The organism is Pedobacter frigidisoli (genome assembly GCF_004331675.1).
Taxonomy (GTDB): Bacteria; Bacteroidota; Bacteroidia; order Sphingobacteriales; family Sphingobacteriaceae; genus Pedobacter; species Pedobacter frigidisoli.
This window is the reverse complement of the sequence record NZ_SJSN01000004.1, coordinates 293,240-318,002: the sequence shown is the minus strand read 5'-3', so window position 1 is coordinate 318,002 and position 24,763 is coordinate 293,240. Positions and strand designations below refer to the sequence as shown.

The following is a 24,763-nucleotide window of genomic DNA, read 5'->3' as shown; positions in this document are numbered from 1 at the left end:
TTGTCCACCATCCATTCTACATGTCTTAATCATGGTCTTTATTCCACCTGATCTTTATCCCACCCTTATCATCATCTATAGCTTTTAAATGTAGAACAATTCCTTTCATTCTGGCTTCGCGTTTTTCCTTATTGGTCAGGTTTTCATCACCTTTTGGATTTCTAAGCGGAATATCCAACGCAACATCGGTTCCATTACCCAAAGCGTAGGTTCCTTTAACGTTAAAGTTAATAGCGCTAGAATTTATCAGCATCGGACTTATCTCTACCTTATCGCCACGAATATTTAATGTGCCATCTAGATTTTTAATTTCAACATTCGAAAGATTTCTATTTGGAAATGCAAATTTTCCAACCTTAACCATTGGATCGAAATTTACAAGTGCAGCATTATTCAAATTGAAAACTACTTTTCCATTGATCGATCTAGGCAATATCTTTCCGGTATGCGAAATTCTACCAGAAATATTAACTAAAGAGGATAGATAACCTTTTAAGTTTTTATTGGTAATGGTATTCTGCCCGAAGTTATCGAAGGAGTAAAAGAAATCCTTTACACTTACATGGCTTATTTTTGAACTTATCTTGAAGCTATTTGAGCTTGGTTCTTGAATGATATTACCATTTAAAGCCAAAGTTCCACCTGCATGTGCAACACTGATCTTGTTGAAATATATTCCCTCACCTCTCAAGGAGATATCAGCTACCAAGTTTTTTGCTAAGAACTTATCATAAATTGCCTTACCAACTGTGAGGTTAATATTCATTTTAGATACTTCTAAAACGTTGCTGAGTTCTTTAGAGGCAGCTTTCATAGAATTACCAGACGATGATTTCTTCTTAGTAGTCCTTGGTCCTAAAAATGGCAGAAATTCATTTAGGTAAAGTTGCGGGCTATGCATTTTTAGATTTACCAGAATCTTATCAGGATCGGTATAGTAAAGGTTGGCGAAGTTGGCAATATTACAGCTCACATTCAGTTCACTTTTACCCAATTGGAAGTGCCCGTTTTGGATGGAAAGATCGTTTTGATCGAAGTTGATGTTCAAAGCACTTTTTACCAAATGAAGTTTTCTGGGAACGTATAGAATATCTGCATCGGCAATTTTAATCTTACCAGAAACTACCGGTTTTGTAAATTGAAAGTTATCGATATCGGCCTTGCAATAAAGCCTTAAATCTGCGGTACCATTTTTAAACTCAAAATCTTGTGTACCCAAAGAGTTATTTAAGTTGGATAATGGAAACTGTGAGGTAACCAAGCCTGTGGCAATCGGGCGAGCAAGGTTAGTCACTGTGAAAGTGTCTATCTTAAGCGGTGCATTGAAATATTTTGCGGTCAGTTTATGAAACTTTATGGCCGAATTCTCATCCCCGATAATGCCGCCAACCGTATCTTGATTGGTAAATGAACCATCGAAATTGGCAGCTGTTAATTTTCCGGCAGGGATAGAGATCACATTATCACGAACGGTTATGCCTACCTTAATTAATGGATCACCATATTTTCCCGATCCATCATCAATAATATTTCCCCTGATGCTGATCGGTTTTTCTATTCCAAATTTTAATAGTTTTGAGGAGATATTTGGCGATAATAAAAGTGCAACATCACGAAATAAAATATCATCAACAGCAATGCTAATGGCAAAGGCAGATTTACCGAGATCTATCTTAGCACCAATCTTAAATGGATGTCCGCCAATGTTTAAGACTTCTGGATCAAGTATTACAGCATCTTGTGCTTTGCTATAATGTGCAGATAAAGTTCCCTCTAAGGATTTATCTTTTAAGAAACTGCCTTTTCTGGTATTAAAGGCAAAGCTATTTACTTGAGTCTTTAACTTAATTTTGCCTGTCCAGCCGCTATCTGGATATTTCATGCGGCCTTGGATTTGGTCGATATTGAAATTGAAAAGCTTAAATCTTTTTTTGTTATCAACAATTAAATTAACCTTATTAAAATCGATTTTTTTTATCTCTAGGGCTGTAGATTTGGTTGATGATTTCTTTTCTGTTTTGGGCTTTGTCTTAAAAATACTGGTGTTGCTGTAGCCGCTAGAATCTGTATATAAATAAACAGAAGCATCGTTAATAGCGATCTGATTAATATTTACATTGCCCACAATGAGTGAAAGCACATTTAACGATACATCGATATCTTGTGCCTTTAATAAATCATGTTTGTGTTGCGACCATAAGCTATCGCGGAGTAAAACGCCATTTAGGGAAACCGATACACCTGGAAAGCTTTTTAAAAGCGTAGGTTCCATGCTGGTTGCCGTAATTTTACCGTTAAGATTTTTGTTTAATTGTTCCAGTATTGATGAAAGAATTTCTTTCTTATTTCTACTGATGTAAAATGCTCCAGCTAGCCATGTAAGAATGACTAGAATAATTAGAACGGATACAATTCTTAATAAAATTTTGAGCCAGCTCTTCATACACATTATTTGATTCAACCAATATAATGCTTTTTGCCAGCTAATTGTTTGGGTCACAGCAAAAAAATAAGCCAGAACCGTACCGTTGATTTTAAGATTTTTTATCCTAAAAGCGCTTCGAGATCGGGATGGTATTGTGAAGTTAAGAATTGGGTAATAGAGAAATCGGCCAGCCTGTGTTTGTAAAAAGGATCTTCCATCAAGATATTTTTTAATTCGTCTTCGTTTTTTGCCAATGCCAAAATAATTCCACCTGTACGGGGCACTTTTCGGCCCGAGGCTACAAAAACATTTTGATCGTAGTATTTCTTTAAAAATTTAACATGTGCACTCATGTGCTCATCCAATTCTTCTAGGGGAACAATATATTTTAAATCGACAATAAACATGCTGTTTATAATAAATGGGCAAAAACGGTAGAGTGCCAGCTATTTTGAAATGGAACTTCCCATTTTGTTTCCAATTCTGATAAAGTTTGTACCATATTGTTAAACACAATCGTGCTAGCAGTTACCTGTTTAATATTGACTAGGGTTTCAAAATCCTCTTTACTGTTAACTACAACTTCATCATCAACCTTATAGGCCATATTGAAACGATTGAAAAGATCAACATTGTATTCTTGTTCGATATCTTTGATTATCCGAACAGAACTATCGATAGAGCATCCCGTAACATTTGCCTGGCTTTCATCAACAGTTAAAATGATAAAAAAACCATAGCGAATTTCTGCCTTAGCCAATAATTCGTTGCCATGTGCTTTCCATTGATTGGTGAAACTTGCTAATTTATTAAGGATTTCGTTTTCTTCAGCTGAAGTAAACTTGCGGTCGCTTTGGTAAACCCAAACTCTAGATTGTGGAGAAAAACTCATGTACAAATTTAGTATTTTAATTAATTTGCTGTCGCTAAATCGTTGCCCTGATGAAAAAGTTTACACTTTGCTTGAAAATATCGCTTATTTCAGCGTTAAGCTTGTTCTTGTTCTCTTTTTCAGATCCCGAATCCATTGAGCAATATGTTGGCTTTCTTCAAAAATCATTTACTGAGCATTACGATTTCAGTCAGGAAAGTAATCAGATTAAACGTTATGAGCTTAATGTTACCAACAATGGTTTCTGTCGCTACAAGCGATATTTCACCAATGGCAAAACTGAATATTTCGCTTTTAAGCTATCAAAGTTTAAAGACATGGATTATTATGGAGACACATCATCGGGTAAATTGTATCTGCGCACCAAGGGTGATGATGTAATCGTTCAAACCTATAAGGATAGGGGTGGAGATGTTGATTCTATGGCTACGCAGGTAATTATTCCACTAAAAAACATGGAGGCAGAAGATTTAAACCTGATCAGGGAAAATTTTAATAAGATTAACCCCCAAACCCCCTGAAGGGGGCTTTTAAAAGCGAGTGAGGTAGGCATGATGTTAAGAGACACTCGTAGCAAGAAAAAATCTTTTTTTGTGGTTTTTAGCTTACCTCGTTCTCGTCCGTGGTTGGTGGCCCACCAAACATAATTGCCTGCTCCGATTCATCGGAGGGATTTAGTAATTAAAGTCCATTTGCTCTTGCTGTAATTTCTGCAATGTCCAAAACCTTCACTTCTTGTTCCTTATCTTTCAGTTTGATGCCATCGCTTAGCATCGTCATGCAAAAAGGACAACCTGCAGCAATTACCTGTGGATTGGTTTCCAATGCCTCATCAATACGCTCTACATTGATGTCTTTTTTGCCTTTTTCTGGTTCTTTAAACATTTGGGCACCACCAGCTCCGCAGCACAATCCATTGCTTTTGCAACGTTTCATTTCTACCAATTGTGCATCTAAAACTTCTAATGCCTTTCTTGGCGCTTCATAAATCCCATTTCCACGACCTAAATAACAAGGATCGTGATAAGTTATCTTTTTGCCCTTGAAACTTTCACCACCCTCAGCTTTTAGCTTTCCATCATTAATTAAATCTTGAATCAGTTGTGTATGATGAATCACTTCATAAGTTCCTCCTAAGCCAGGATATTCGTTTTTTATGGTATTGAAGCAATGCGGGCAACCGGTTACGATTTTTTTGATATTGTACGCATTCAATACCTCAATATTGGTCATGGCCTGCATCTGGAATAGGAATTCATTACCAGCACGTTTTGCAGGATCGCCGGTGCAACTTTCCTCAGTTCCTAAAACGGCATATTTCATCCCTACATGATGTAAGATCTTACAAATGTCGCGGGTTATTTTTTGCGCTCTTTCATCGTAACTTCCAGCACATCCAACCCAAAATAATATTTCTGGTTCTTCTCCTGCGGCCATTAGTTCGGCCATTGTAGGGACTTTAAATTCCATATTCTAGTATCTAGTATTTAGTATCAAGTATCAAGACTTGGGACTATAAAATATTTTTATCTTTTAGGTATTACTCCGGACTTATTACTCGAAACTCCGAACTACTTTTCATCTGCCCAATTAAAACGATCGGCAGGAGAATATTTCCAAGGTGCTTGGTTATTTTCTACGTTACTCATCATCGCATTAATGCTTGCGGGTGCCTGTGATTCTTCCATCACCGCAAAGCGACGTAATTCCATAATGATTTGTAAGGGATCTATATTTACAGGACAAGCCTCAACGCAGGCATTACAACTGGTGCAGGCCCAAATTTCCTCTCTGGTAATATAATCATCCAATAATGATTTTCCGTCTTGATGTTCTGCGCCATTTTGATCTATTCCCTTTCCGATTTCGGTAATGCGATCACGGGTATCCATCATTATTTTTCTTGGCGATAAGAGCTTGCCTGTAATATTTGCCGGGCATACCGATGTACATCTCCCACATTCGGTACAGGTGTAAGCATTCATTAAGTTTATCCAACTCAAATCTGTTGCATCCTTGGCACCAAACTTTCCGGGTTCGGTTTCTGCTGGTACAAATGATGGATCGAGCATAGCCTTAACCTCGTTGTTAACTGATGCCATGTTGGTAAATTCTCCCTTTGGTTCCAGATTCGAAAAATAGGTATTTGGAAAGGCAAATAAGATATGGAAGTGTTTTGAATAAGGTAGATAATTTAAAAACGCTAAAATACCAATGATGTGAAACCACCAGCAACTGCGTTCTACAATTACCAAAGCACTTTCCGTAGAAGGCAATAGGTTCATTAAATACTGACTAACAGGAAAGGCACCGGCATTAATGTAATGGCTAGCGCCCAATAACTGTAATTTGGCATCAGCGGCATTCATTAATAAGAAAGCACTCATTAATAAAATCTCGGTAATTAAAATATAGTTGGCATCAGATTTTGGCCACTTGGTCATTTCGACGCCGCTAAATCTTTTCAATTTAAGTACGTTTCTGCGGATTAAGAAGATAACGCATGCCGCCCAAACGGTAAAGGCGAGTATTTCAAAGGAACCAATCAGAAAATTATAAAAGCCACCTAAGCCATGAAAAACGCGATGTGTTCCGAATAGCCCGTCGATCATAATTTCCAACACCTCAATATTGATGATCACAAAGCCTATGTAAACAAAGAAATGGAGAAATGCAGGTATTGGACGGACCACCATCTTCGATTGGCCAAAAGCAACCCTCATCATGGTGATTAATCTTTTAACGGGTTGATCATTACGATCAACCGACTTTCCTAAGCGGATGTTGCGAAAAATCTTGCGTAAATTAACAGTAAACAGCGCAATTGCTGCAAGTGTTATTACTAGAAATAGAATCTGAGCCACCATGCAATATTTGATTGATATGCTAAATTAGGATATTTAATTCAAATAAATTACTATGCATGCATAAAAAAATCAGTAAAAATGTTTGTTTATACTGATTCTAAGTTAGTTTAGTCTTTTAAAATTTTGTAATTAAAATTAATTAATTGATAATCAGCACTGCCGGGAATATTTGAAAATAAAATTTTGCTTTTGAAAAAAGAACGCTACATTTGCAATCCCAAACGGATGGTGCCATAGCTCAGTCGGTAGAGCAAAGGACTGAAAATCCTTGTGTCCCTGGTTCGAATCCAGGTGGCACCACTTCCAAAAGCCTTTCAGAAATGAAAGGCTTTTTTGGTTTAAAGCCAATTTATAAACGAAAATAAATTTTAAAACGGCCCTTGCAATTGAAAAAAAGAATACTACATTTGCATTCCCAAACGGTTTGGTGCCATAGCTCAGTCGGTAGAGCAAAGGACTGAAAATCCTTGTGTCCCTGGTTCGAATCCAGGTGGCACCACATCGAAAAGCCCATTACAGAAATGTAAGGGCTTTTTTGGTTTAATGAAGATCATGTTCTCCTAAAAAAAATCTTTGTTTTATCGACGTCATGGGCGGACTCGAACCGCCGTAAAAGGTTTTGCAGACCTGTACCTATACCACTCGGCCACATGACTATTAATCAAGAACTGATGATCATCAAAGATAAAATAATTTATATTAAATCTATAGATAAAGTAGTTAATAATATGTTTATGTTTCCAAATGTTATCATGTGATTAATAATCAGTGGTTTAAGGTGTTGTAGGTAGAGAATTTTATTAGAATAATTATCCAGCTTCTGCTAGTTCCTTAACTTTTTCTAGCGCCTTTGGCCAGGTTTTTACCAGATAATCTTTCCATTCATCGTTAACATTCATATCTATAATGAGCGTTGTATGATCATTATGTTCTTCTAGGGTGTAGTTTTCTAAGGCATTTCCCCAATCTTGTAGTTCCTCTTTCCCATCTTTTAATTCACCTAAATGTTTTATCGAAAGAAATTTGTTTTGAATGTTTTCCTCAATTATAGCAACCATTCCATTACCTTTTCCATCAGTAAATAAGGCCTTGCTTCCCTTTTTCCAATCGGTTGCCGCTTGAGAGCCTTCCATAAAAGCAGCTGCCCATTTTGGATAACTTTCCACGCCAAAAAGTATCTGCCAAACTTTTTCTGCTTTGGCATTAATGTCTGTCTTAATTGTGATCTTTTCCATAATATAGTCTTTTAAACACTGTAACAGGCAGCTTGCAATTATGCATATCAAGCAAGCTTTCAAGATTAACTAATCATTCCTTTTGATTTAGTAAATACTATTAGGTAAATATCGAAAGATTTAATGAGGTTTTTAAGGTGCAAAGAAGACATTTTAAGGGGTAGAAATGGCAGATAATTCTTTCGTATCTCTGCATCTTTCACTGCAATACTTAACCTCATCCCAATTTTTGGCCCACTTCTTTCGCCATATAAAGGGGCGTTTACAAATGCTACAGATCTTTGTTGGAAGATCTTGTTTCTTAATATTTTTCATTAAATTTTACATTTATAAATAACCAATGCTCACGAAAAGATAATTTAATCGGCAGACTCTACCTATTCAACCATATATTTAATTTTCAAAATAATAATTCCGATTAAATTTAGTTTGTTAAATGGAAAAGCTATACACTTACACAACCAAATTATCTGTAAATCCGTATATCAAACATATCCTTAAAAAGTTTTCATGAGAAACAACAAAATTGTATGCACTTTAGTTCTGGCATGTCTCTTTATGGCCATTACATCTTGCAAGAAGAATACTACTGAGCCTGAAATTGTCAGCACACCATTTGCCACCCCTACAACCAATGTTGCTTCTGGCACTCGGGCTGAACTAATCAAGGATTCAATTTTTTTGTATGGAAAGGAGCTTTATTATTGGAATGCCTCATTACCAACCTACGCCGCATTTAATCCCCGTGGATTTAGCTCAAACGAAACTGAGCTTTACGCTATGACCCAATATTCAATGGATCCATCAACAGGAAAGCCCTATGAATATGTTGCTAATTCAACTGATCCAAAATATTCTTTTTTCGATTATACCGCCACTTCCGGAAAAACGGGAGCTTTAAAGGCTGATGTAAATGGATCAGCCAATGACTACGGTTTTTCGGTAATGTACAACACCACTACAGATTTGCGTGTGAAATATGTTTATCCAAATTCGCCAGCTGCACTGCAAGGATTGACACGTGGTTGCAAGTTGACCAGTATAAATGGAAGAACAACTCTAACTTATAATACCAGCAATGTTAGCTTTTTAAATGATGCTATTTTTGGAAGTAACGCCAGTGTGAGCTTAACCTTTACCGATTTGAATGGAACATCTAAAAATATAGTGGTTGCGAGTTCTACATATACTGTTAACCCAATATTATTTACCAGTGTTTATACGGTTGGTACAAAAAAAGTGGGTTACATCGTATTTAACAGTTATACAAACAATGTTTCCGCAGCCTTAAATACTACATTCGCAAATTTTGCAAACCAAGGCGTAACAGAACTAGTTGTCGATTTACGGTATAACGGTGGAGGTTATGTATCTACAGCTACGCAAATTATTAATCTTGCCGCACCCACCGCACAAACCGGTAGCACAATGTTTACCTATTATTATAATAGTTATCTACAGGGACTAACTACAAATGCTGCAAGAAAAGCATCAGTATTAATTAACCAACCTCTGCTTGATGGTTCTGGAAATCTTCAGAACTTTACTACAGGTGTAAACGGAAAATACGCCACATATGCCGACTTAAACTATTCGCCATCAGCGGCTGATAATATCGAGAAATTTGCAAAATCTGGTTCCTTGACTTTAAGCAGGGTATATTTTATTGTTACCGGTTCTACAGCTTCCGCCAGTGAACTCACCATTAATAGCTTAAAACCAGTTATGGATGTTAAACTGATTGGAGCAACCACATATGGCAAGCCAGTTGGGTTTTTCCCCGTAAGGATCGATAAGATAGATATGTACATTCCAGAGTTTGAAACTAAGAATCAAGCGGGTGTTGGAGGTTATTACTCAGGATTAACCGTAGATAAGGAAGCTTACGAGGACTTAACCAAAGCATGGGGCGATGAAACTGAAACCTTATTGGGATATGCATTACTATACGCCAAGTCTGGTAGTTTCATTAGCACCGGAACAAAAACAGGGAGTTTAGGCGCTACCTCTACGATAATGCAAACAAAACTATCTTCTGATGAAATTAAATCAGTTACAGAAAGTCTTGATCAAAATGGATTTAAAGGAATGGTGATGACTCCCGACAGGAAATTCTAAATGCACAAAAAAGCCCTAAATAATTTTGAGGGCTTTTTTGTACTGTTTTTACAGCAAAATTTTACTGCTAATATCTTTATTAATGGTAATGTACCCTGGATATTTTACTGGAGTACCTCCTAACATGAATGTTGGTTTAATCTTAATCGTTAATAAACCAAGTTTTTCATCTTTTGATGAAGATCCTTTTTGAGCCGCTTTCATAATATCATTGAAAACATTTCCGTTAGAGATTAATCCATAGATATTACTGATTAATTGAACAGGAACGGTTACGGTTTGTCCGTGGGCAATACTAACATTCTGATTGATAACACCTTCAGCTAAATCGGTATTGTTGACCAATATTTTGTACTCAAACTGATTAATGGCAGCAAGATTTGCCGACGGATTAGTGATTTCGAGATTAAGGTTGGCTTTTAATGGAATGTCTTTTCTTAACAAACCAAGGGCAACACCTGGTAAACTTGTTAAACTAAAGCTCTGCTGCTCCATCAGTTTTTTAACATCTGTGCCGGCGATGGATACTTGTTGAACGCCTGTAATTTTATAGGTGCAGTCTTCTAACGCTTTAATTTGTTGCGCTTGCCTGTTAATGCCGCAACCAAAGAGGCCGACAGTTAAAAGACAGATCAATAATTTCTGTTTCATTTTGTGTGTATTAAGTAATAGAGATTATGCCCGTAATTAATGGGCATTTCTATAGTGCAAACATAACGCCAAAATAATTAATCTATTTCAGTGGTTGCACTTTATTCTATCTTAACTTAGGCACTCGGTGTAACTGTCTCAATTTTATCAGCATGGTCATCGTCCGAATTATCCTTATTTTCGTTAACCTCAGTAACCTCCTCCTTTTCATCGGCATCTATTTTCTCTTCTGGTTTTTTGTGCACTTCCTTATCTTCCTCGCTTGATGAATCATCTTTAGTTATTGTAGATTCTTCTTTTTCTGCTGACGGAACTACGGTTTCAATTTCCAATTGTATATCATCAGTTGGTTTTGGGTGCGAATTCGTTTGCGCTTCATTTGTTTTATCCTTTTCGTTTTCCATGATAGTATCTGTTTCTTTATTAAATGATTTGTGTAGCTAATTTGTTTGATTTTTCTTTAAAGCTTATCGCTGGATTTTTAACTTTGAAGAAAAAACGCCATGGCCATTACCTACCGGAAAATTGAGGAAAAAGATAACACCGAACTTGCAGAAGTAATCAGAACCATTCTTCGAGAATTTAAAATCGATAAGCCTGGTACAGTTTATACAGATCCAACAACAGATCACTTATTTAATGTCTTTACGGCTAAACAGTCCGATTATTGGGTTGCAGAAGAAGATGGACTTTTAATTGGAGGCTGTGGAATTTATCCCACTTCTGGCTTGCCCGATGGTTGTGTGGAACTGGTAAAGCTTTATACTTCGGCTGCAGCTAGGGGAAAAGGTGTTGGCAAAATGTTGATGCAGAAAAGCATTGAGTCTGCCCAACATTTCGGTTATAATGAGGTGTATTTGGAATCTTTTCCAGAACTTAAAACAGCAATTTCTATGTATGAAAAAGTTGGATTTAAGAAATTATCTGCACCATTGGGAAATTCAGGCCATTTTGCATGTAATGTTTGGATGTTGTTGGTGCTGTAACCAATATTTACTGTAAACAAGGTGTTGGGATAATTTTTTAAGGTGTTGGAATAACAATATTCCATCAAAGCCACACATTCTCTAGCTTTAAACCATGAAGAAAATCAAAATTATTTCCATTCACATCCTTTGCTGGGTCTTGGTTTTAGCTTATTTCTATGGAGAAATTTTAATTAAGGGCGTAACGCTTCGTGCGGCAGCCTTTGATATTTCCATGAATTTCATCCAAATTGTGGAATTTTACGTTTGCTATTTATGGCTGTATCCATCGTTTCTAAAACGAGGTAAAATTCCTCAACTTATTTTAGGAATTCTATTTACCATGGCTTTATTCATCGCTATGCGGTATTTTATAGAACAAGTTTTATATTTCCAATGGTTTGGGATGAAGAATTATTCTGAAGATACACCAATGGCAAAGTATATCTCAGATAACATTTATTATAGCATTTCTTTTTTGGTTATTCCTGCTGCGGTTTTCAGTGTTGAGCAGAATTTTAAGTCTGAGATTTCAAATCGAAAGTTGAAAGATGAAGTAGTTAAATCGGAATTGGCCTTTCTTAAATCGCAGATTAATCCGCATTTTTTATACAACACTTTAAATTACGTGTATTCTTTGGCCATTCCAGTTTCAGATAAATTGGCTAATGCGGTTTTGCGTCTATCAGATTTGATGCGTTATACCTTAAATGAAAGTCCGGATGGAAAGGTAACCTTAACCAAAGAGGTTGAATATTTGGAAAGTTACATCGAGTTATTTAAGATGCGTTTTGAACCCAATTTTTATGTAGAATTTACAACTGATGGGATTGCAAATCAGAAAGTTGCAGCCTTAATGTTGATTCCATTTGTAGAAAATGCCTTTAAACATGGCGTGGTAAATGATGAAAAACAGCCTATTCGCATTAAGTTAAAAGTTCAAAATAATAGATTGAGTTTTGAAGTGAGCAATAAAATCAGTCATGCACAAAAGGACCATTCAAGTGGCGTTGGTTTGGTGAATATTCAACGGAGATTGGATTTGATTTACCCGGAGAAACATGATTTATTGGTTTCTAACAATGGAAATACTTACAAAACCACTTTAATCTTGAATATCTGATGATTAATTCTCTAAGCAAACGCTCCACATTATTTGTTCTATTAATTAGCCTGTCTTTATTTTCGGCTTGTGCACCTATTCGGGCTACTCGATGGTGGCAGCCAGATTTAGCAGACAGTTCTAAATTTAGAAATGCAAGAATATTGCCAGCAAAAGAACCATTCCGTTTTATTGCTGGAGCCAATCAAATCCAACATCAGCAGTTAAAAATTTATTTGGACACCTTTCTCAACCGAACCAACACCAACGCATTTCTGATTATCAAAAACGATACAATCATTTATGAGCGTTTTGCCGAAAACGTAAATCAGAATACATTGCATCCAAGTTTCTCGGTAGCAAAATCATTCGTTGCTACCTTAATGGGAATTTCCATTGATAAAGGCATTATTCATTCATCAAACGATCTGGTTATTAAATATTTGCCTACTTTAGAAAAGAATGATGAACGTTTTAAAAAGCTTACCATTCAGCATGTGTTGGATATGCGCTCTGCAATAGATTATGATGAAAATAAAGAAACACCATTTTCTGCAATTACAAAGTTATATTATGGCAGCTCGTTAAATAATCAGATTGCTAACCTAAAGATGAAGGGTGAGCCAGGATTAAAATTTGAATACCAAAGTGTAAATACGCAGATTCTGTCGGCAATTTTAGAAAAGGCAAGTGGAAGACAAATTCAGGATCTGCTAGCCGAATATTTGTGGCAACCTTTAGGCGCCGAATCTAATGCGCTTTGGAGTTTAGATAACCAAAAAACCGCCAAAGCTTTTTGCTGCTTTAATGCAACGGCGATAGATTTTGCCAAACTTGGTAGGCTGTATCTTAAAAATGGAAACTGGGATGGAAATCAAATTATATCCAAAAGGTGGATGGATACTACAACAAATCCAGATACACTCGATCAGCTGGGTTATAAAAATCAATGGTGGGCTTGTTATGATTTTCGCTATTTTAAGGATTTGGAAAGCGCCAATGCTGCACTTGCTAAATTGAAAATTAGTGCGGATATTAAAAAAACAAAATACAATGGTTACTATTTTAAGGTAAAGGCAAATGATTATACTGCTGAGGGAATTCTTGGTCAGTTTGTATATGTTAATCCAAAAAATAAAGTCATAATTGTGAGGATGGGGAACTATCCGAATAGACAAATAAACTTTGAAAATTTTATTCCAAAAATAGGACGACAACTTTAAATTTTTAAACTATGATCCGTTGCCTTGCTGTTGATGATGAATCTTATGCATCTGATATTATCGCTGCCTTTATTACCAAAACACCTTTTTTAGAATTGGTTGGAACCACGACCAACGCCTTTGAAGCTTTAAATTTGGTAAACGAAGGGAAAGTCGATTTAGTGTTTTTGGATATTCAGATGCCAGAATTAACTGGAATTCAGTTTCTTAAAATCTGCGGTGGTAAATGTAAGGTAATCCTCACCACGGCCTATCCAGAATATGCGCTAGAGGGTTTTGATCTGGATGTTGTAGATTATCTTTTAAAACCAATTTCCTACGAGCGTTTTTATAAAGCCGCTACAAAAGCGCAACAAATTTTAGCACCAATTGTGCCTGTTCAGCAGGAAATAGTTGCTCCATATCCTCAGGGAAATGATTTTATCTTCATTAAAGGCGACACAAAGAATAAATTCATCAAGGTTAACTACGACGAAATCCTTTATATTGAGGGATTGAAAAACTATGTATCAGTATACACGGCAAGCCAACGAATCGTCACTTATCAGGCTTTGCGGGAGCTGGAAGTCGAATTGCCAAAACCACCTTTTTACCGCATCCATAAATCGTACATCATTTCGATAGAAAAAATAAAAATGATCGATGGAAATACGGTTTACATCAACGATCAATCCATCCCGATAGGAGAAACTTACAAGGAAGAATTTTTTAAGGTAGTGCGTGAAGGGAAGAAAGGTTAAGTGTTAGAATTGTTCAATTGTTCTATTGTTTGAACTGTTGAAACTGGTTAATTATTTAATCGGTGAATTAAGGAAAATGTAAGCTCGGATTGTTTTCAAACTATGAGTGGTTTCCCCCGCTCGAGGGGGCAGGGGAGGATTTTTGAATCCAACACTTCAATCATACTTAATTCTTCTTTGCGAAAGCTTTGAACCCTTTGCGTTAAAAACCTTTTTGTGCCAAAAGGTTTTAACCATATTTAAAGTTTGAAATTAGATAAACGCCATGTCGATTAAGCAATTAAAACATTTAACCGACTAACCCTTAATATTTACTTCTATTTTTTTAAGTTTGCCGCAGAAGATTAAATCAAACGATACCATGCAAGAAACGAATTCCTTAAACCAAGTTGCCGAATTTCATACCACTTTTAAGCATCCTATTTTAGAAACGCCAATTATTCCATCGAAGCAAAGGGCAAACCTTCGAATTTCGCTATTGGCTGAAGAATTAAAGGAATTGCAGGAAGCTGTAGAAAACGACGATTTAGTGGAAGTTGCAGATGCACTTTGCGATTTACAGTACGTTCTGGCTGGAGCAATTCATGAATTTGGTTTGGGCGGAAAGTTTAAAACATTGTTTGATGAAGTTCATCGTTCTAACATGAGCAAAGCCTGCAAAACTGTAGAGGAGGCGGAGCAAACCATCAAACATTATTTCGATAAGGATCAAACGGAATCTTACTACAAGGAAATTGATGGACTGTTCTTGGTTTTCAGAAAAGGGGATGATAAAACGCTAAAATCAATCAACTATTCTCCCGCAGATATTAAAGGACTTTTGGTTTAATTGTTATTTATAACTGAGGATTGAAGACATTAAAACAGATTGTAAAAGAGATCAGCACCTCTGCCAATGAGCCTGGGCCGAGTAGAGATACCCTTATTCGTAAGTTCGTGCTTTATTCTCCAAAAATGCCCTTGCGCTTACATCAAGAGCAACTGATAGCCGAATCCAAACAATTTAGTTTACAGGTATTTGATGAATATTTTACCCAAGATAATGTTACAGTCAACTGTTTCAGTTGGGGGAATGGCAAAAGGAAAATATTGCTCACCCACGGTTGGGCATCAAAGGCGTTAGATTTTTACGAACTTATTGTAGAGCTGCAGAAGTTAGAGGATGTAGAAATTATTACTTTCGATGCACCGGGGAATGGAAGTTCTATATCCGAACTTTCTAACCTCATTCTCTACCGCGATTCGGTAAAGGCAATCTTTGATCAATACGAAGAAATCGAATTTGTTATCGGTCACTCTTTGGGCGGAATGGCAAATATTTTAGCTTTGCAAGATTTGGAGTTTAAGCCTAAGTTGCTCATCAGCATTGCGCCGTTAATCAGGTTAAAAGAGAATTTCGAGCAAAGTTTAGATTCCTTAATGGTGAGTAAATCAGATCAGGAGATTTTCTTTAAAAACTTTGCTGTTGAGGTTAAGGTTCCTGCCAGTTATTTCAACCTTTTGGATCTTTACCATTTGGATAAATCCATCAAACATATTCTAGCTTTCGATCCTGATGATCATATTTCACCCTATCCTTTTCTCGAAGAATTTCTAGATAAGAATAAAGAAATAAAATCGACTAGCTTTAATGATATTGGACATTTCAAGATTGTTAAAGCGCCAGAAGTGATTACACTTGTTATCAATGCAATTAGCGAAAACTGATTACGCTGTTTAAAGATTAGTTCTCAGGCTTCCCATACCGCCATCAATATTAATGATTTGTCCGGTAATCCAATTACTTTCATCGGCAAGTAAAAAAGTAATTGCTGCCGCAATATCTTCTGGGTTGCCATATTTTCCCAGTGGATGTCTTTTTGCAGAAGCAGCTTTCTTGTCATCACTATTTAACAAGCTAGCGGCCAATCTGGTATCAGTAAGTGATGGCGCCACAGCATTTACCCTAACTTTAATCGCTGAAAATTCTGCAGCCAGTGATTTAGTCAGTCCCTCAACACCAGCCTTTGCTGCTGCAATACTGCTGTGAAAACCCATTCCTGTTTGTGCCGCAACCGAACTGATTAAAACGATAGAAGATGCACCAGCAGCCTTAAGGTTTTTCAAGGCTTGTTGAATCACTTTTGCCGCACCAATTACATTTAAACGGTAATCATTTATAAAATCATCTTCCGAAACTCTACCGAAAGGCTTTAGCGTAATGCTTCCTACAGAATAAACAAGTCCATGTAATTCGGTTGGTAAAAATGTGGTTAGGTCATCTAGTTTTTCCAGTACATCGAGGTTGAGGTGCTTTATGCCCGCTGGCCATTCTTCGCTGCTCGTTCTCGAGGCGTTGTAAACTGTAGCACCTTTTTCTACAAGGTCTTTTATCAAGGCTAAACCAATGCCCGAGCTTCCGCCAACTACCAATATGTTCTTATTACTGAAATCCATGCTAGCTATACTTCAAAAACAACACTTTAGTTTTACTTGTGCAGAATTTTACAATCCTACACTCGTAAAATGATTTTTTTTGGCTTTCCCTCAACCCCCAATTTGTAATTTTTTGATAGACCTTTTGATTATCCCTACCATAATTGACTTGTTTCAGAAAGCTTTCCATAATTTAGGATGTCTCAACATCAGCGCTAACCCGATATAGATACCATTGGAAATACTTCACCGACAAATATCATTTCAAGAGCTGCTGAATTCAAGATAGATTTATCGCCATCAGTTATAAAAAAATAATTTCAAAGCTTAAAAATCAAAATCATGACTAAACATAATTTTAAAATCGGTTTATTCGGCATAGGTTTAGATACCTACTGACCACAATTCGATGGACTTGAAAACCGCTTGATTGGTTACCTCAATGAAGCAGAGAATAGGTTGAATGCTTTTGGAGCTGAGGTTTTAAATTTAGGATTGATAGATAATGCTGAAAAAGCCTTTACCGCCGGGCATGATTTTAAAAAGGGCGATGTTGATGTGATTTTTTTGTACGTCACTACTTATGCGCTTTCATCAACGGTATTACCCGTGGTTAGGAGGGCAAAAGTTCCCGTTATTGTTTTGAATTTGGCACCAGAAAAGGCAATCAATTATAAAACCTTTAACAACTTAAATGATCGTACAAAAATGACTGGCGAGTGGTTAGCCTTTTGCTCCGCTTGTCCCGTGCCAGAAATTGCCAATGTTTTTAAGCGCTCGGGAATTCAGTTTCATCAAATTACGGGAGTTTTAAATGATGCGGAAACCTGGACGGAGATTGGTGAATGGGTCGAGGCCGCAAAAGTAGCGCACATCATGAGCAACAATACCCTTGGCTTAATGGGTAATTATTACAGCGGCATGTTGGATATCTACTCAGACATTACCTTGCAGTGCGCCGTTTTTGGAAATCATGTTGAGATTATTGAACCCGATGAACTTACCGATCTGGCTAGCCGAGTTTCTCCATCAGAAATAGACGAGAAGGTGGAAGAGTTTTTTGCTGTTTTCGAAGTAGATCCATCTTGCGAAAAAAATGAAATAGAAAATGCAGCTAAAACTGCCGTTGCCTTAGACAAATTGGTTGCAAAATATACACTTGGGTCTTTAGCCTATTACCACAAAGGCACAGGAAATGCCAATGCGGCAACCATGAGCTCAATTATATTAGGCAATTCATTGCTTACTGCAAATGGGGTTCCCGTTGCTGGCGAGTATGAGATCAAAAATGCACAGGCCATGAAGATTATGGATAGCTTTGGCGTTGGCGGCTCCTTTACAGAATATTATGCCATGGATTTTCAGGATGATATCGTACTCATGGGGCACGATGGACCAGGCCATTTGGCCATAGCCCAAGGCAAGATAAAAGTAAAACCACTTCAGGTTTACCATGGCAAAGTGGGTAGCGGGTTATCGGTAGAAATGTCGGTTAAACATGGAGCAGTAACCTTACTTTCTGTAGTTGAAAATAGCGGTAAAATCTTTTTTTTAATTGCCCATGGAGAATCAGTTGCCGGTCCGATATTAGAGATTGGAAATACCAATAGCCGATACAGATTTCCAATTGGGGCAAAAGAGTTTGTAGGTGATTGGAATGCCAACGGACCAGCACATCATTGTGCGGTTGGTATCGGGCATATTGGGGCTAAATTAGAGAAATTGGCGAGTTTGCTGGGCATCGAATCTATCAAAATTTGCTAATCAAAATGCGTTGATCAGTCTGGCCAATTTACGGCAACAGCATAACAGTGCATAACAGTTAAACTTTATCGATTTTCTATTTTAGACCAACCAAATATCAAAAAAAGAGCATGCAAGCAATTCTAGGCGTATTTTTTCATTTTATCGGAGGTTTCGCATCCGGTAGTTTTTACATACCATATAAGAAAGTTAAAGGTTGGGCTTGGGAGAGTTATTGGATCGTTGGCGGGATTTTTTCTTGGCTTATCGTTCCACCTTTGGCCGCTTATTTAACCATTCCAAATTTTACGGATATTATTGTTGCCACGGATGGGAAAATCTTAATGTTAACCTATTTCTTCGGGATACTTTGGGGTATTGGAGGCCTAACTTACGGATTGGGCGTTCGCTACCTTGGCGTTTCTTTAGGTAGTAGCATCATTTTGGGTTTGTGCATGGTGCTGGGCTCCATCCTGCCATCCATTTATTTTGATGTTTTTCCTCAAGCTGGTAAGGATACTTTTTCCATGTTCCTGCATACCGATTGGGGTAGGATGGTGCTGTTAGGGCTGTTGGTCTGTGTACTCGGAATTATCATCTGCGGTAGGGCAGGTATGTTAAAGGAACGAGAAATTAAAACCGATGTTACCGATCCTCATGGATTAGAAGTTAAAACGGAATTTAAATTCGGGTTAGGCTTATTCGTTGGTATTGTATCTGGCGTTTTAAGTGCTTGTTTCAACTTCGGTATCGAAGCTGGCAAGCCAATGGCTGATGTTGCAAATGCAGTTTGGAAAGCTGCAAATCCAGCAGAAACAGGGAACTTTCTCTTCTCCAATAACGTTACCTATATCATTGTACTTTGGGGCGGATTAACCACCAACTTTATTTGGTGCATGGTTTTAAACGCCAGAAATAAAACATTCGGCGATTATACCAATGCAAAAACGCCGCTATTAAAAAACTACATTTTTTCTGCACTCGCCGGAACAACTTGGTTCCTACAATTCTTCTTCTACGGAATGGGAGAGAGCAAAATGGGCAATGGCGCAAGTTCTTGGATCTTGCACATGGCATTCATCATCCTAATCGCAAACATTTGGGGCTTGGTATTAAAGGAATGGAAAGGTGTATCGAAAAAAACGCTGGTAACGGTTATAGTGGGTATCGTGACGATCATTGTATCGGTGCTAATTGTAGGTTACGGCAATTCAATTAAAGGTTAAATCATAAAAAAATAAAAAATACTATAATGTCAATCGAAACGAAAAGTTATAATCACGTAAGCTATTTGTGGAATGAAGATGAAGCCGCAAAACTGGCTGGAGATGAAGTTGCATTACTAATTTACCGCTCTAATTTATTGGGTGCCGATTTACGCTTAACCAATTATGGTGGCGGAAATACATCGTGTAAATTAATGGAAACGGATCCGCTTACAGGTTTGGAAACCGAAGTAATGTGGGTGAAAGGTTCTGGTGGCGATTTGGGAACATTGAAAAAAAGCGGCTTGGCTGCACTTTATGTAGATCGCTTACGCAGTCTTAAAAATATTTACCGTGGTGTAGAACATGAAGATGAAATGGTGGAATTGTTTAACCACTGCATTTTCGATCTAAGTTCAAAAGCGCCGTCAATCGATACACCATTACATGGCTTCTTACCATTTAAACATATCGATCACTTACATCCAGATGCTGCAATAGCTATTGCGGCTGCAAAAGACGGTAAGAAAATTACACAAGAACTTTTCGGAGGTACTATCGGCTGGGTAGAATGGAAGAAACCAGGTTTTGAGCTTGGTTTGCAATTGAAACAATGTCTTGATGAAAATCCAGGCATTCGTGGAATTATGTTAGGATCTCACGGTTTATTCACTTGGGGCGATACGGCTTACGAAAGTTATTTGAATACCTTAGAAGTTATCGAAATCTGTTCCGATTATCTTGCTCAAAACTACGGCAAGAAAGGTCCGGTTTTCGGCGGACAAAAAATAGAGAGTGCTGATGGGGAAAAACGTAAAAAACAAGCAGCTACTTTAGCGCCGATTTTACGTGGATTATGCTCTTCTAAACAACACATGATTGGTCATTTCACTGATGATGCTCGAGTTTTAGAATTTACTAACTCCAACGATCTTGGTCGCCTGGCACCAATGGGAACCAGTTGTCCTGATCACTTTTTAAGAACGAAGATTAGTCCGTTGGTTTTAGATTTAAAAACTGATGCCGATTTAAGTGATACAAAAGCTATTAAGGAAACTTTATTGCCAGCTTTTGAAGCTTACCGAGCAATGTACACGGATTATTACGAAACTTGTAAACACGATAATAGTCCAGCCATTCGCGATACCAATCCGGTAGTAATTCTATATCCTGGAATTGGGATGTTTACTTTTTCAAAGGATAAACAAACCGCAAGGGTTGCTGCAGAATTTTATATCAATGCGATAAACGTAATGAAAGGTGCTGAAGCGATTTCGGAATATACTTCATTGCCACACCAAGAAGCTTTTAATATCGAATATTGGTTGTTAGAGGAAGCGAAATTACAGCGCATGCCTAAGCCAAAACCACTAACTGGAAAAATTGCCTTAATTACAGGTAGTGCCGGCGGAATTGGTAAGGCAATTGCTAAAAAGTTTGTTGCAGAAGGTGGCGTAGTCATCTTAAACGATATGAATGCTGAACGTTTACAAGAAGCGGGAGCTGAATTCGAAAAACAATTTGGAAAGGATTCTTACAGCACTACGGTTTTAAATGTAACCAGTCAGGATGATATAAATGGTGCTTTTGATGCTGCGGCATTGGCTTTCGGCGGTATTGATATTGTGGTGAACAATGCTGGATTATCCATTTCAAAAACCATTGGCGATCACACGGAAAAAGATTGGGATTTATTATATGATGTTTTGGTTAAAGGCCAATTTTTCATTACCCAAGCTGCAACAAATACGATGCAAAAGCAAGATATTGGTGGCGATATCATTAATATTGTAAGCAAGAATTCGTTGGTGAGCGGTCCGAATAACGCAGGTTACGGAAGTGCGAAAGCAGCGCAATTACATTTAAGCAGGCTAAATGCTGCAGAATTGGGTGCAGATAATATCCGTGTTAACGTGGTAAACCCCGATGCGGTAATTAGTGATAGCAATATCTGGGCTGGTGGCTGGGCAGAAGGTAGAGCCAAAGCTTATGGCGTTACCGTTGCCGAATTGCCTGCATATTATGCAAAACGTACTTTATTAAATCAGATTATTTTACCAGATGATATTGCCAATGCATGCTTCGCCTTTGTTGGTGGCTTGCTTAGCAAATCAACAGGAAATATGCTAAATGTTGATGGTGGAGTAGCCATGGCATTTGCAAGATAATCCCTCGGTCTGTGTCCCCACAGACAGAAATGAGGTAAATAGTCTGTGAAGACACACACCATGGTGGTAAGTAAAATGCCCCTCGATCTGTGTCGCACAAACAGAAATAATGGAAATGGTTTGTGGAGACACGGATTATGTAAGAAAAAAAGTAATAGGATTTATGATCCTAAGTTTTAAAATTAAGTTTTAGTAAGTTGTTCCCTCGATCTGTGGCCTGCTACAGATCGAAAATGACTTTTTTATATATCATCATCCCATTAATGAATGATGATCCAAAAAGGCACCTTTTGCCTCAATTATTAACCTGATAAAACCAAGTATTCTCATGAATATCGAGCAGAACCAAATAGAAAAACACAACGACTCCTCATTAACCTCACATCAGCGTAAACTTAATTTTTTGAAAGAAGATTGGTCGCATGTTGATTTAGAAAGCGTTATCCAAAAACTAGTTGATTTTCAAATTGCAATTCCATCTTGGGCATTAGGAACAGGTGGAACGCGTTTTGGACGTTTTGCGATTACGGGCGGAGAGCCACGCACGATCGAAGAAAAAATTGAAGATGTTGGTTTATTACATGCATTAAACGGTGCAAGTGGCGCAATCTCCCTTCACATTCCATGGGATATTCCACAAAATGCAGAAAGCTTAAAAAGCTTGGCTTCTAGCTACGGTTTAAGGTTCGATGCCATGAATTCAAATACCTTTCAAGATCAGGCGGGTTCGGCGCATAGCTATAAATTTGGTTCGTTACAAAATGTAAATAAGACCATTCGCAAGCAAGCGATTGAACATAATATTGAGGTAATCAAACAAGGGATTTCCCTAGGATCTGATGCTTTAACAGTATGGCTTGCCGACGGTTCGTGCTTTCCTGGCCAATTAAATTTCCGCAAGGCTTTTGAAAATACTTTAGAAAGTTTGGAAGAGATTTACGCTGCCTTGCCAGAGAACTGGAAAATGTTTGTGGAGTATAAAGCTTTCGAACCTAACTTTTATTCAACAACAGTTGGAGATTGGGGACAATCATTGCTTTATGCAAGCAAATTGGGCAAAAAGGCTTATACCTTGGTCGATTTAGGTCACCATTTGCCCAATGCGAATATCGAACAAATTGTGGCATTGCTTTTAATGGAAGGGAAATTAGGTGGCTTCCACTTTAACGATTCTAAATATGGAGATGATGATTTAACCGCAGGAAGCATCAAGCCTTATCAATTGTTCTTGATTTTTAATGAACTGGTAGAGGGAATGGATGCCAAAGGGATGAATCACGCTAAAGATTTAGGTTGGATGATTGATGCATCTCACAATGTGAAAGATCCTTTGGAGGATTTATTGCAATCTGTTGAAGCGATTATGATTGCTTATGCCCAGGCTTTATTGGTTGATCGTAAGGCGCTTAATGCCGCTCAGGATAATAATGATGTAGCAAAAGCACAAGAAATTTTACAACACACTTTCCGTAGCGATTTAAGGGCTTTAGTTGCTGAGGCAAGACTGAGAGCTGGAGCAGCATTATCTCCAATTGGCTTATATCGCGAATTGGATGTTAGAAAAAACTTGGTTAATGGTCGTGGTGTAAATACTGTTGCTACAGGATTGTAATTTAGAAACCAAGAAATGCCGAAGCCTGTTATTGCGATATTTGATGTTGGGAAAACGAACAAAAAACTTTTCCTTATTGATGAAAACTATCAAATCGTTTACGAACGTTCAGCCCGTTTTGTAGAGACTGTAGATGAAGATGGCGAGCCTTGTGAAAACCTCGATAGTTTAAAGTCCTCTGTTTACGATTCGCTGAATCAGGTTTTGCAAATGAAGGAATTTGATATTAAGGCAGTAAACTTTTCTACTTATGGTGCTAGTTTCGTTTATCTCGATGAAAATGGAGAACCACTAACGCCGTTGTATAATTACCTTAAGGAATATCCAGAGGCACTTAAAAATGAATTTTATGCAAAATATGGTGGCGAGGAAAAGATTTCTTTGGAAACGGCCTCGCCAATTTTAGGAAGCTTAAATTCTGGAATGCAGCTTTACCGGCTTAAACATGAAAAGCCTGAAGTATTCGATAAAATAAAATGGGCGCTCCATCTTCCACAATATTTAAGCTACCTGATTACGGGTAAGGCCGTGGCAGATATCACCAGTATTGGCTGCCATACCCAACTTTGGGATTTTAACAAAAACCAATACCACAATTGGGTTTCGGAAGAAGAAATTAATGAAAAATTTGGAGAATTTACCGCGGCAGATTCGAGTATCGAAACCAAATTTGAAGGTTCAAGCTTTAAGGTAGGTGTAGGTTTGCACGATAGTTCTGCCGCTTTAATTCCTTATCTGGCAAACTTCAATACGCCATTTGTATTGATTTCCACCGGAACTTGGTGCATCAGTTTAAATCCTTTTAATCAAGATCCCTTAACCAAGGAAGAGCTTAAACAAGACTGCCTTTGTTACATGCATTTTAAGGGGAAACCGATAAAGGCATCGAGAATTTTTGCAGGATATGAGCATGAGATCCAATTAAAGCGAATTGCCGATCATTTCGATCGTGCGGCTTATCTTTTTAAACACCTAAAGTTTAATCCGAGTTTAATCTTAAAATTAGCCAATAAAATACCCGAAAATCAAAGCGATCAAACGAAATTTTCTGCAGTTTCGGCTTTTGGCGAAAGAGAGTTGAGTATCTTTCAAACTGCAGAAGAAGCTTATCATCAATTGATTTTCGATTTGATTAAACAACAGATTTATTCCCTTAAACTGATTTTAAATACGGGTGTCCGCAGAATTTTTGTGGATGGTGGTTTCGGCAAAAATGCAATTTACATGCACCTTTTGGCTACTTCTATTCCCGATATTGAGGTTTATGCTTCTTCGGTATCTCAAGCAACGGCTATTGGAACGGCCTTGGCAATAAACGATGCCTGGAACTCAAACCCTGCCCCAACAGATATGATTCAACTCAAATATTATTCTGCAATTCAGCGAACGATATAATTTATAC

Annotated in this window: 23 protein-coding genes and 3 tRNA genes; 15 read left to right on the top strand and 11 right to left on the bottom strand. The window is 37.6% G+C overall.

Going from position 1 to position 24,763, the window contains the following annotated elements; translation table 11 throughout:
- Positions 1–25: 25 nt before the first annotated feature.
- The 3 genes from EZ449_RS07050 to EZ449_RS07040 all read right to left on the bottom strand — a co-directional run bounded on the left by EZ449_RS07050 (position 26) and on the right by EZ449_RS07040 (position 3,317).
- Entirely contained in the window at positions 26–2,443 is a 2,418-nt protein-coding gene (locus EZ449_RS07050; protein WP_165499715.1) for an AsmA family protein, read from the bottom strand.
- A 101-nt stretch (positions 2,444–2,544) separates the two neighbouring features.
- Entirely contained in the window at positions 2,545–2,832 is a 288-nt protein-coding gene (locus tag EZ449_RS07045; protein WP_131557253.1) for a YciI family protein, read from the bottom strand.
- 5 nt (positions 2,833–2,837) lie between these two features.
- Positions 2,838–3,317 (bottom strand): ABC transporter ATPase, encoded by a 480-nt coding sequence (locus EZ449_RS07040; protein ID WP_131557252.1) that lies wholly within the window; start codon positions 3,315–3,317, stop codon positions 2,838–2,840.
- Positions 3,318–3,367: 50 nt separating this feature from the next.
- On the opposite strand from EZ449_RS07040, the gene EZ449_RS07035 reads away from it, so the two are divergent.
- Positions 3,368–3,838, top strand: coding sequence for a hypothetical protein (locus EZ449_RS07035; protein WP_131557251.1), 471 nt, complete (start codon positions 3,368–3,370; stop codon positions 3,836–3,838).
- 160 nt (positions 3,839–3,998) lie between these two features.
- Here the strand turns inward: EZ449_RS07035 and EZ449_RS07030 are convergent, their stop codons facing one another.
- Together EZ449_RS07030 and EZ449_RS07025 are read right to left on the bottom strand one after the other, a co-directional pair.
- Complete coding sequence (locus EZ449_RS07030) at positions 3,999–4,787, bottom strand: (Fe-S)-binding protein (RefSeq protein ID WP_131557250.1); 789 nt, start codon at positions 4,785–4,787, stop codon at positions 3,999–4,001.
- Between the two features lie 101 nt (positions 4,788–4,888).
- Positions 4,889–6,184: a (Fe-S)-binding protein gene (locus tag EZ449_RS07025; protein WP_131557249.1), complete on the bottom strand. Its 1,296-nt coding sequence runs from the start codon at positions 6,182–6,184 to the stop codon at positions 4,889–4,891.
- 227 nt (positions 6,185–6,411) lie between these two features.
- Between EZ449_RS07025 and EZ449_RS07020 the strand changes: the two genes are divergently transcribed.
- Together EZ449_RS07020 and EZ449_RS07015 are read left to right on the top strand one after the other, a co-directional pair.
- Positions 6,412–6,484 (top strand) — tRNA-Phe (locus tag EZ449_RS07020).
- Positions 6,485–6,610: 126 nt separating this feature from the next.
- Positions 6,611–6,683, top strand: a tRNA-Phe gene (locus tag EZ449_RS07015).
- Between the two features lie 85 nt (positions 6,684–6,768).
- Here the strand turns inward: EZ449_RS07015 and EZ449_RS07010 are convergent.
- The 3 genes from EZ449_RS07010 to EZ449_RS07000 all read right to left on the bottom strand — a co-directional run bounded on the left by EZ449_RS07010 (position 6,769) and on the right by EZ449_RS07000 (position 7,734).
- A tRNA-Cys gene (locus EZ449_RS07010) sits at positions 6,769–6,840 on the bottom strand.
- A gap of 153 nt (positions 6,841–6,993) precedes the next feature.
- Entirely contained in the window at positions 6,994–7,419 is a 426-nt protein-coding gene (locus EZ449_RS07005; RefSeq protein ID WP_131557248.1) for an SRPBCC domain-containing protein, read from the bottom strand.
- Between the two features lie 153 nt (positions 7,420–7,572).
- Positions 7,573–7,734, bottom strand: a complete 162-nt coding sequence (locus EZ449_RS07000; protein ID WP_131557247.1) for a DUF2256 domain-containing protein — start codon at positions 7,732–7,734, stop codon at positions 7,573–7,575.
- Between the two features lie 195 nt (positions 7,735–7,929).
- Here EZ449_RS07000 and EZ449_RS06995 point away from each other — a divergent pair, with 195 nt between their 5' ends.
- Positions 7,930–9,537 carry a S41 family peptidase gene (locus EZ449_RS06995; RefSeq protein ID WP_131557246.1) on the top strand — a complete coding sequence of 536 codons (1,608 nt, stop codon included), beginning with the start codon at positions 7,930–7,932 and terminating at the stop codon, positions 9,535–9,537.
- A gap of 48 nt (positions 9,538–9,585) precedes the next feature.
- Here the strand turns inward: EZ449_RS06995 and EZ449_RS06990 are convergent, their stop codons facing one another.
- Positions 9,586–10,188 carry an LEA type 2 family protein gene (locus EZ449_RS06990; protein WP_131557245.1) on the bottom strand — a complete coding sequence of 201 codons (603 nt, stop codon included), beginning with the start codon at positions 10,186–10,188 and terminating at the stop codon, positions 9,586–9,588.
- Between the two features lie 116 nt (positions 10,189–10,304).
- Positions 10,305–10,592, bottom strand: a complete 288-nt coding sequence (locus EZ449_RS06985) for a hypothetical protein (protein ID WP_131557244.1) — start codon at positions 10,590–10,592, stop codon at positions 10,305–10,307.
- A 99-nt stretch (positions 10,593–10,691) separates the two neighbouring features.
- Here EZ449_RS06985 and EZ449_RS06980 point away from each other — a divergent pair, with 99 nt between their 5' ends.
- The 6 genes from EZ449_RS06980 to EZ449_RS06955 all read left to right on the top strand — a co-directional run bounded on the left by EZ449_RS06980 (position 10,692) and on the right by EZ449_RS06955 (position 15,925).
- Positions 10,692–11,174, top strand: coding sequence for a GNAT family N-acetyltransferase (locus EZ449_RS06980; RefSeq protein ID WP_131557243.1), 483 nt, complete (start codon positions 10,692–10,694; stop codon positions 11,172–11,174).
- Between the two features lie 94 nt (positions 11,175–11,268).
- Positions 11,269–12,276 carry a sensor histidine kinase gene (locus EZ449_RS06975; protein ID WP_131557242.1) on the top strand — a complete coding sequence of 336 codons (1,008 nt, stop codon included), beginning with the start codon at positions 11,269–11,271 and terminating at the stop codon, positions 12,274–12,276.
- Entirely contained in the window at positions 12,276–13,478 is a 1,203-nt protein-coding gene (locus EZ449_RS06970; protein WP_131557241.1) for a serine hydrolase domain-containing protein, read from the top strand. Before EZ449_RS06975 ends, EZ449_RS06970 begins: the two co-directional genes overlap by 1 nt.
- A gap of 11 nt (positions 13,479–13,489) precedes the next feature.
- A complete protein-coding gene (locus tag EZ449_RS06965) occupies positions 13,490–14,218 on the top strand; it encodes a LytR/AlgR family response regulator transcription factor (RefSeq protein ID WP_131557240.1) in 729 nt (242 codons plus the stop codon).
- Positions 14,219–14,579: 361 nt separating this feature from the next.
- On the top strand, positions 14,580–15,047 hold the full coding sequence (locus tag EZ449_RS06960; protein WP_131557239.1) for a pyrophosphohydrolase domain-containing protein: 468 nt from the start codon (positions 14,580–14,582) through the stop codon (positions 15,045–15,047).
- Positions 15,048–15,067: 20 nt separating this feature from the next.
- A complete protein-coding gene (locus EZ449_RS06955; RefSeq protein ID WP_131557238.1) occupies positions 15,068–15,925 on the top strand; it encodes an alpha/beta hydrolase in 858 nt (285 codons plus the stop codon).
- Between the two features lie 9 nt (positions 15,926–15,934).
- Here the strand turns inward: EZ449_RS06955 and EZ449_RS06950 are convergent, their stop codons facing one another.
- Complete coding sequence (locus EZ449_RS06950) at positions 15,935–16,654, bottom strand: SDR family NAD(P)-dependent oxidoreductase (RefSeq protein WP_131557237.1); 720 nt, start codon at positions 16,652–16,654, stop codon at positions 15,935–15,937.
- Between the two features lie 405 nt (positions 16,655–17,059).
- Here EZ449_RS06950 and EZ449_RS06945 point away from each other — a divergent pair, with 405 nt between their 5' ends.
- The 5 genes from EZ449_RS06945 to EZ449_RS06925 all read left to right on the top strand — a co-directional run bounded on the left by EZ449_RS06945 (position 17,060) and on the right by EZ449_RS06925 (position 24,756).
- Entirely contained in the window at positions 17,060–18,397 is a 1,338-nt protein-coding gene (locus EZ449_RS06945; RefSeq protein ID WP_225872247.1) for an arabinose isomerase, read from the top strand.
- Between the two features lie 110 nt (positions 18,398–18,507).
- Complete coding sequence (rhaT, locus tag EZ449_RS06940; protein ID WP_131557236.1) at positions 18,508–19,602, top strand: L-rhamnose/proton symporter RhaT; 1,095 nt, start codon at positions 18,508–18,510, stop codon at positions 19,600–19,602.
- 26 nt (positions 19,603–19,628) lie between these two features.
- Positions 19,629–21,749 carry a bifunctional aldolase/short-chain dehydrogenase gene (locus EZ449_RS06935; protein ID WP_131557235.1) on the top strand — a complete coding sequence of 707 codons (2,121 nt, stop codon included), beginning with the start codon at positions 19,629–19,631 and terminating at the stop codon, positions 21,747–21,749.
- 328 nt (positions 21,750–22,077) lie between these two features.
- On the top strand, positions 22,078–23,361 hold the full coding sequence (locus tag EZ449_RS06930; RefSeq protein ID WP_131557234.1) for a sugar isomerase: 1,284 nt from the start codon (positions 22,078–22,080) through the stop codon (positions 23,359–23,361).
- Between the two features lie 15 nt (positions 23,362–23,376).
- Positions 23,377–24,756: an FGGY-family carbohydrate kinase gene (locus EZ449_RS06925; RefSeq protein ID WP_131557233.1), complete on the top strand. Its 1,380-nt coding sequence runs from the start codon at positions 23,377–23,379 to the stop codon at positions 24,754–24,756.
- Positions 24,757–24,763 lie beyond the last annotated feature (7 nt).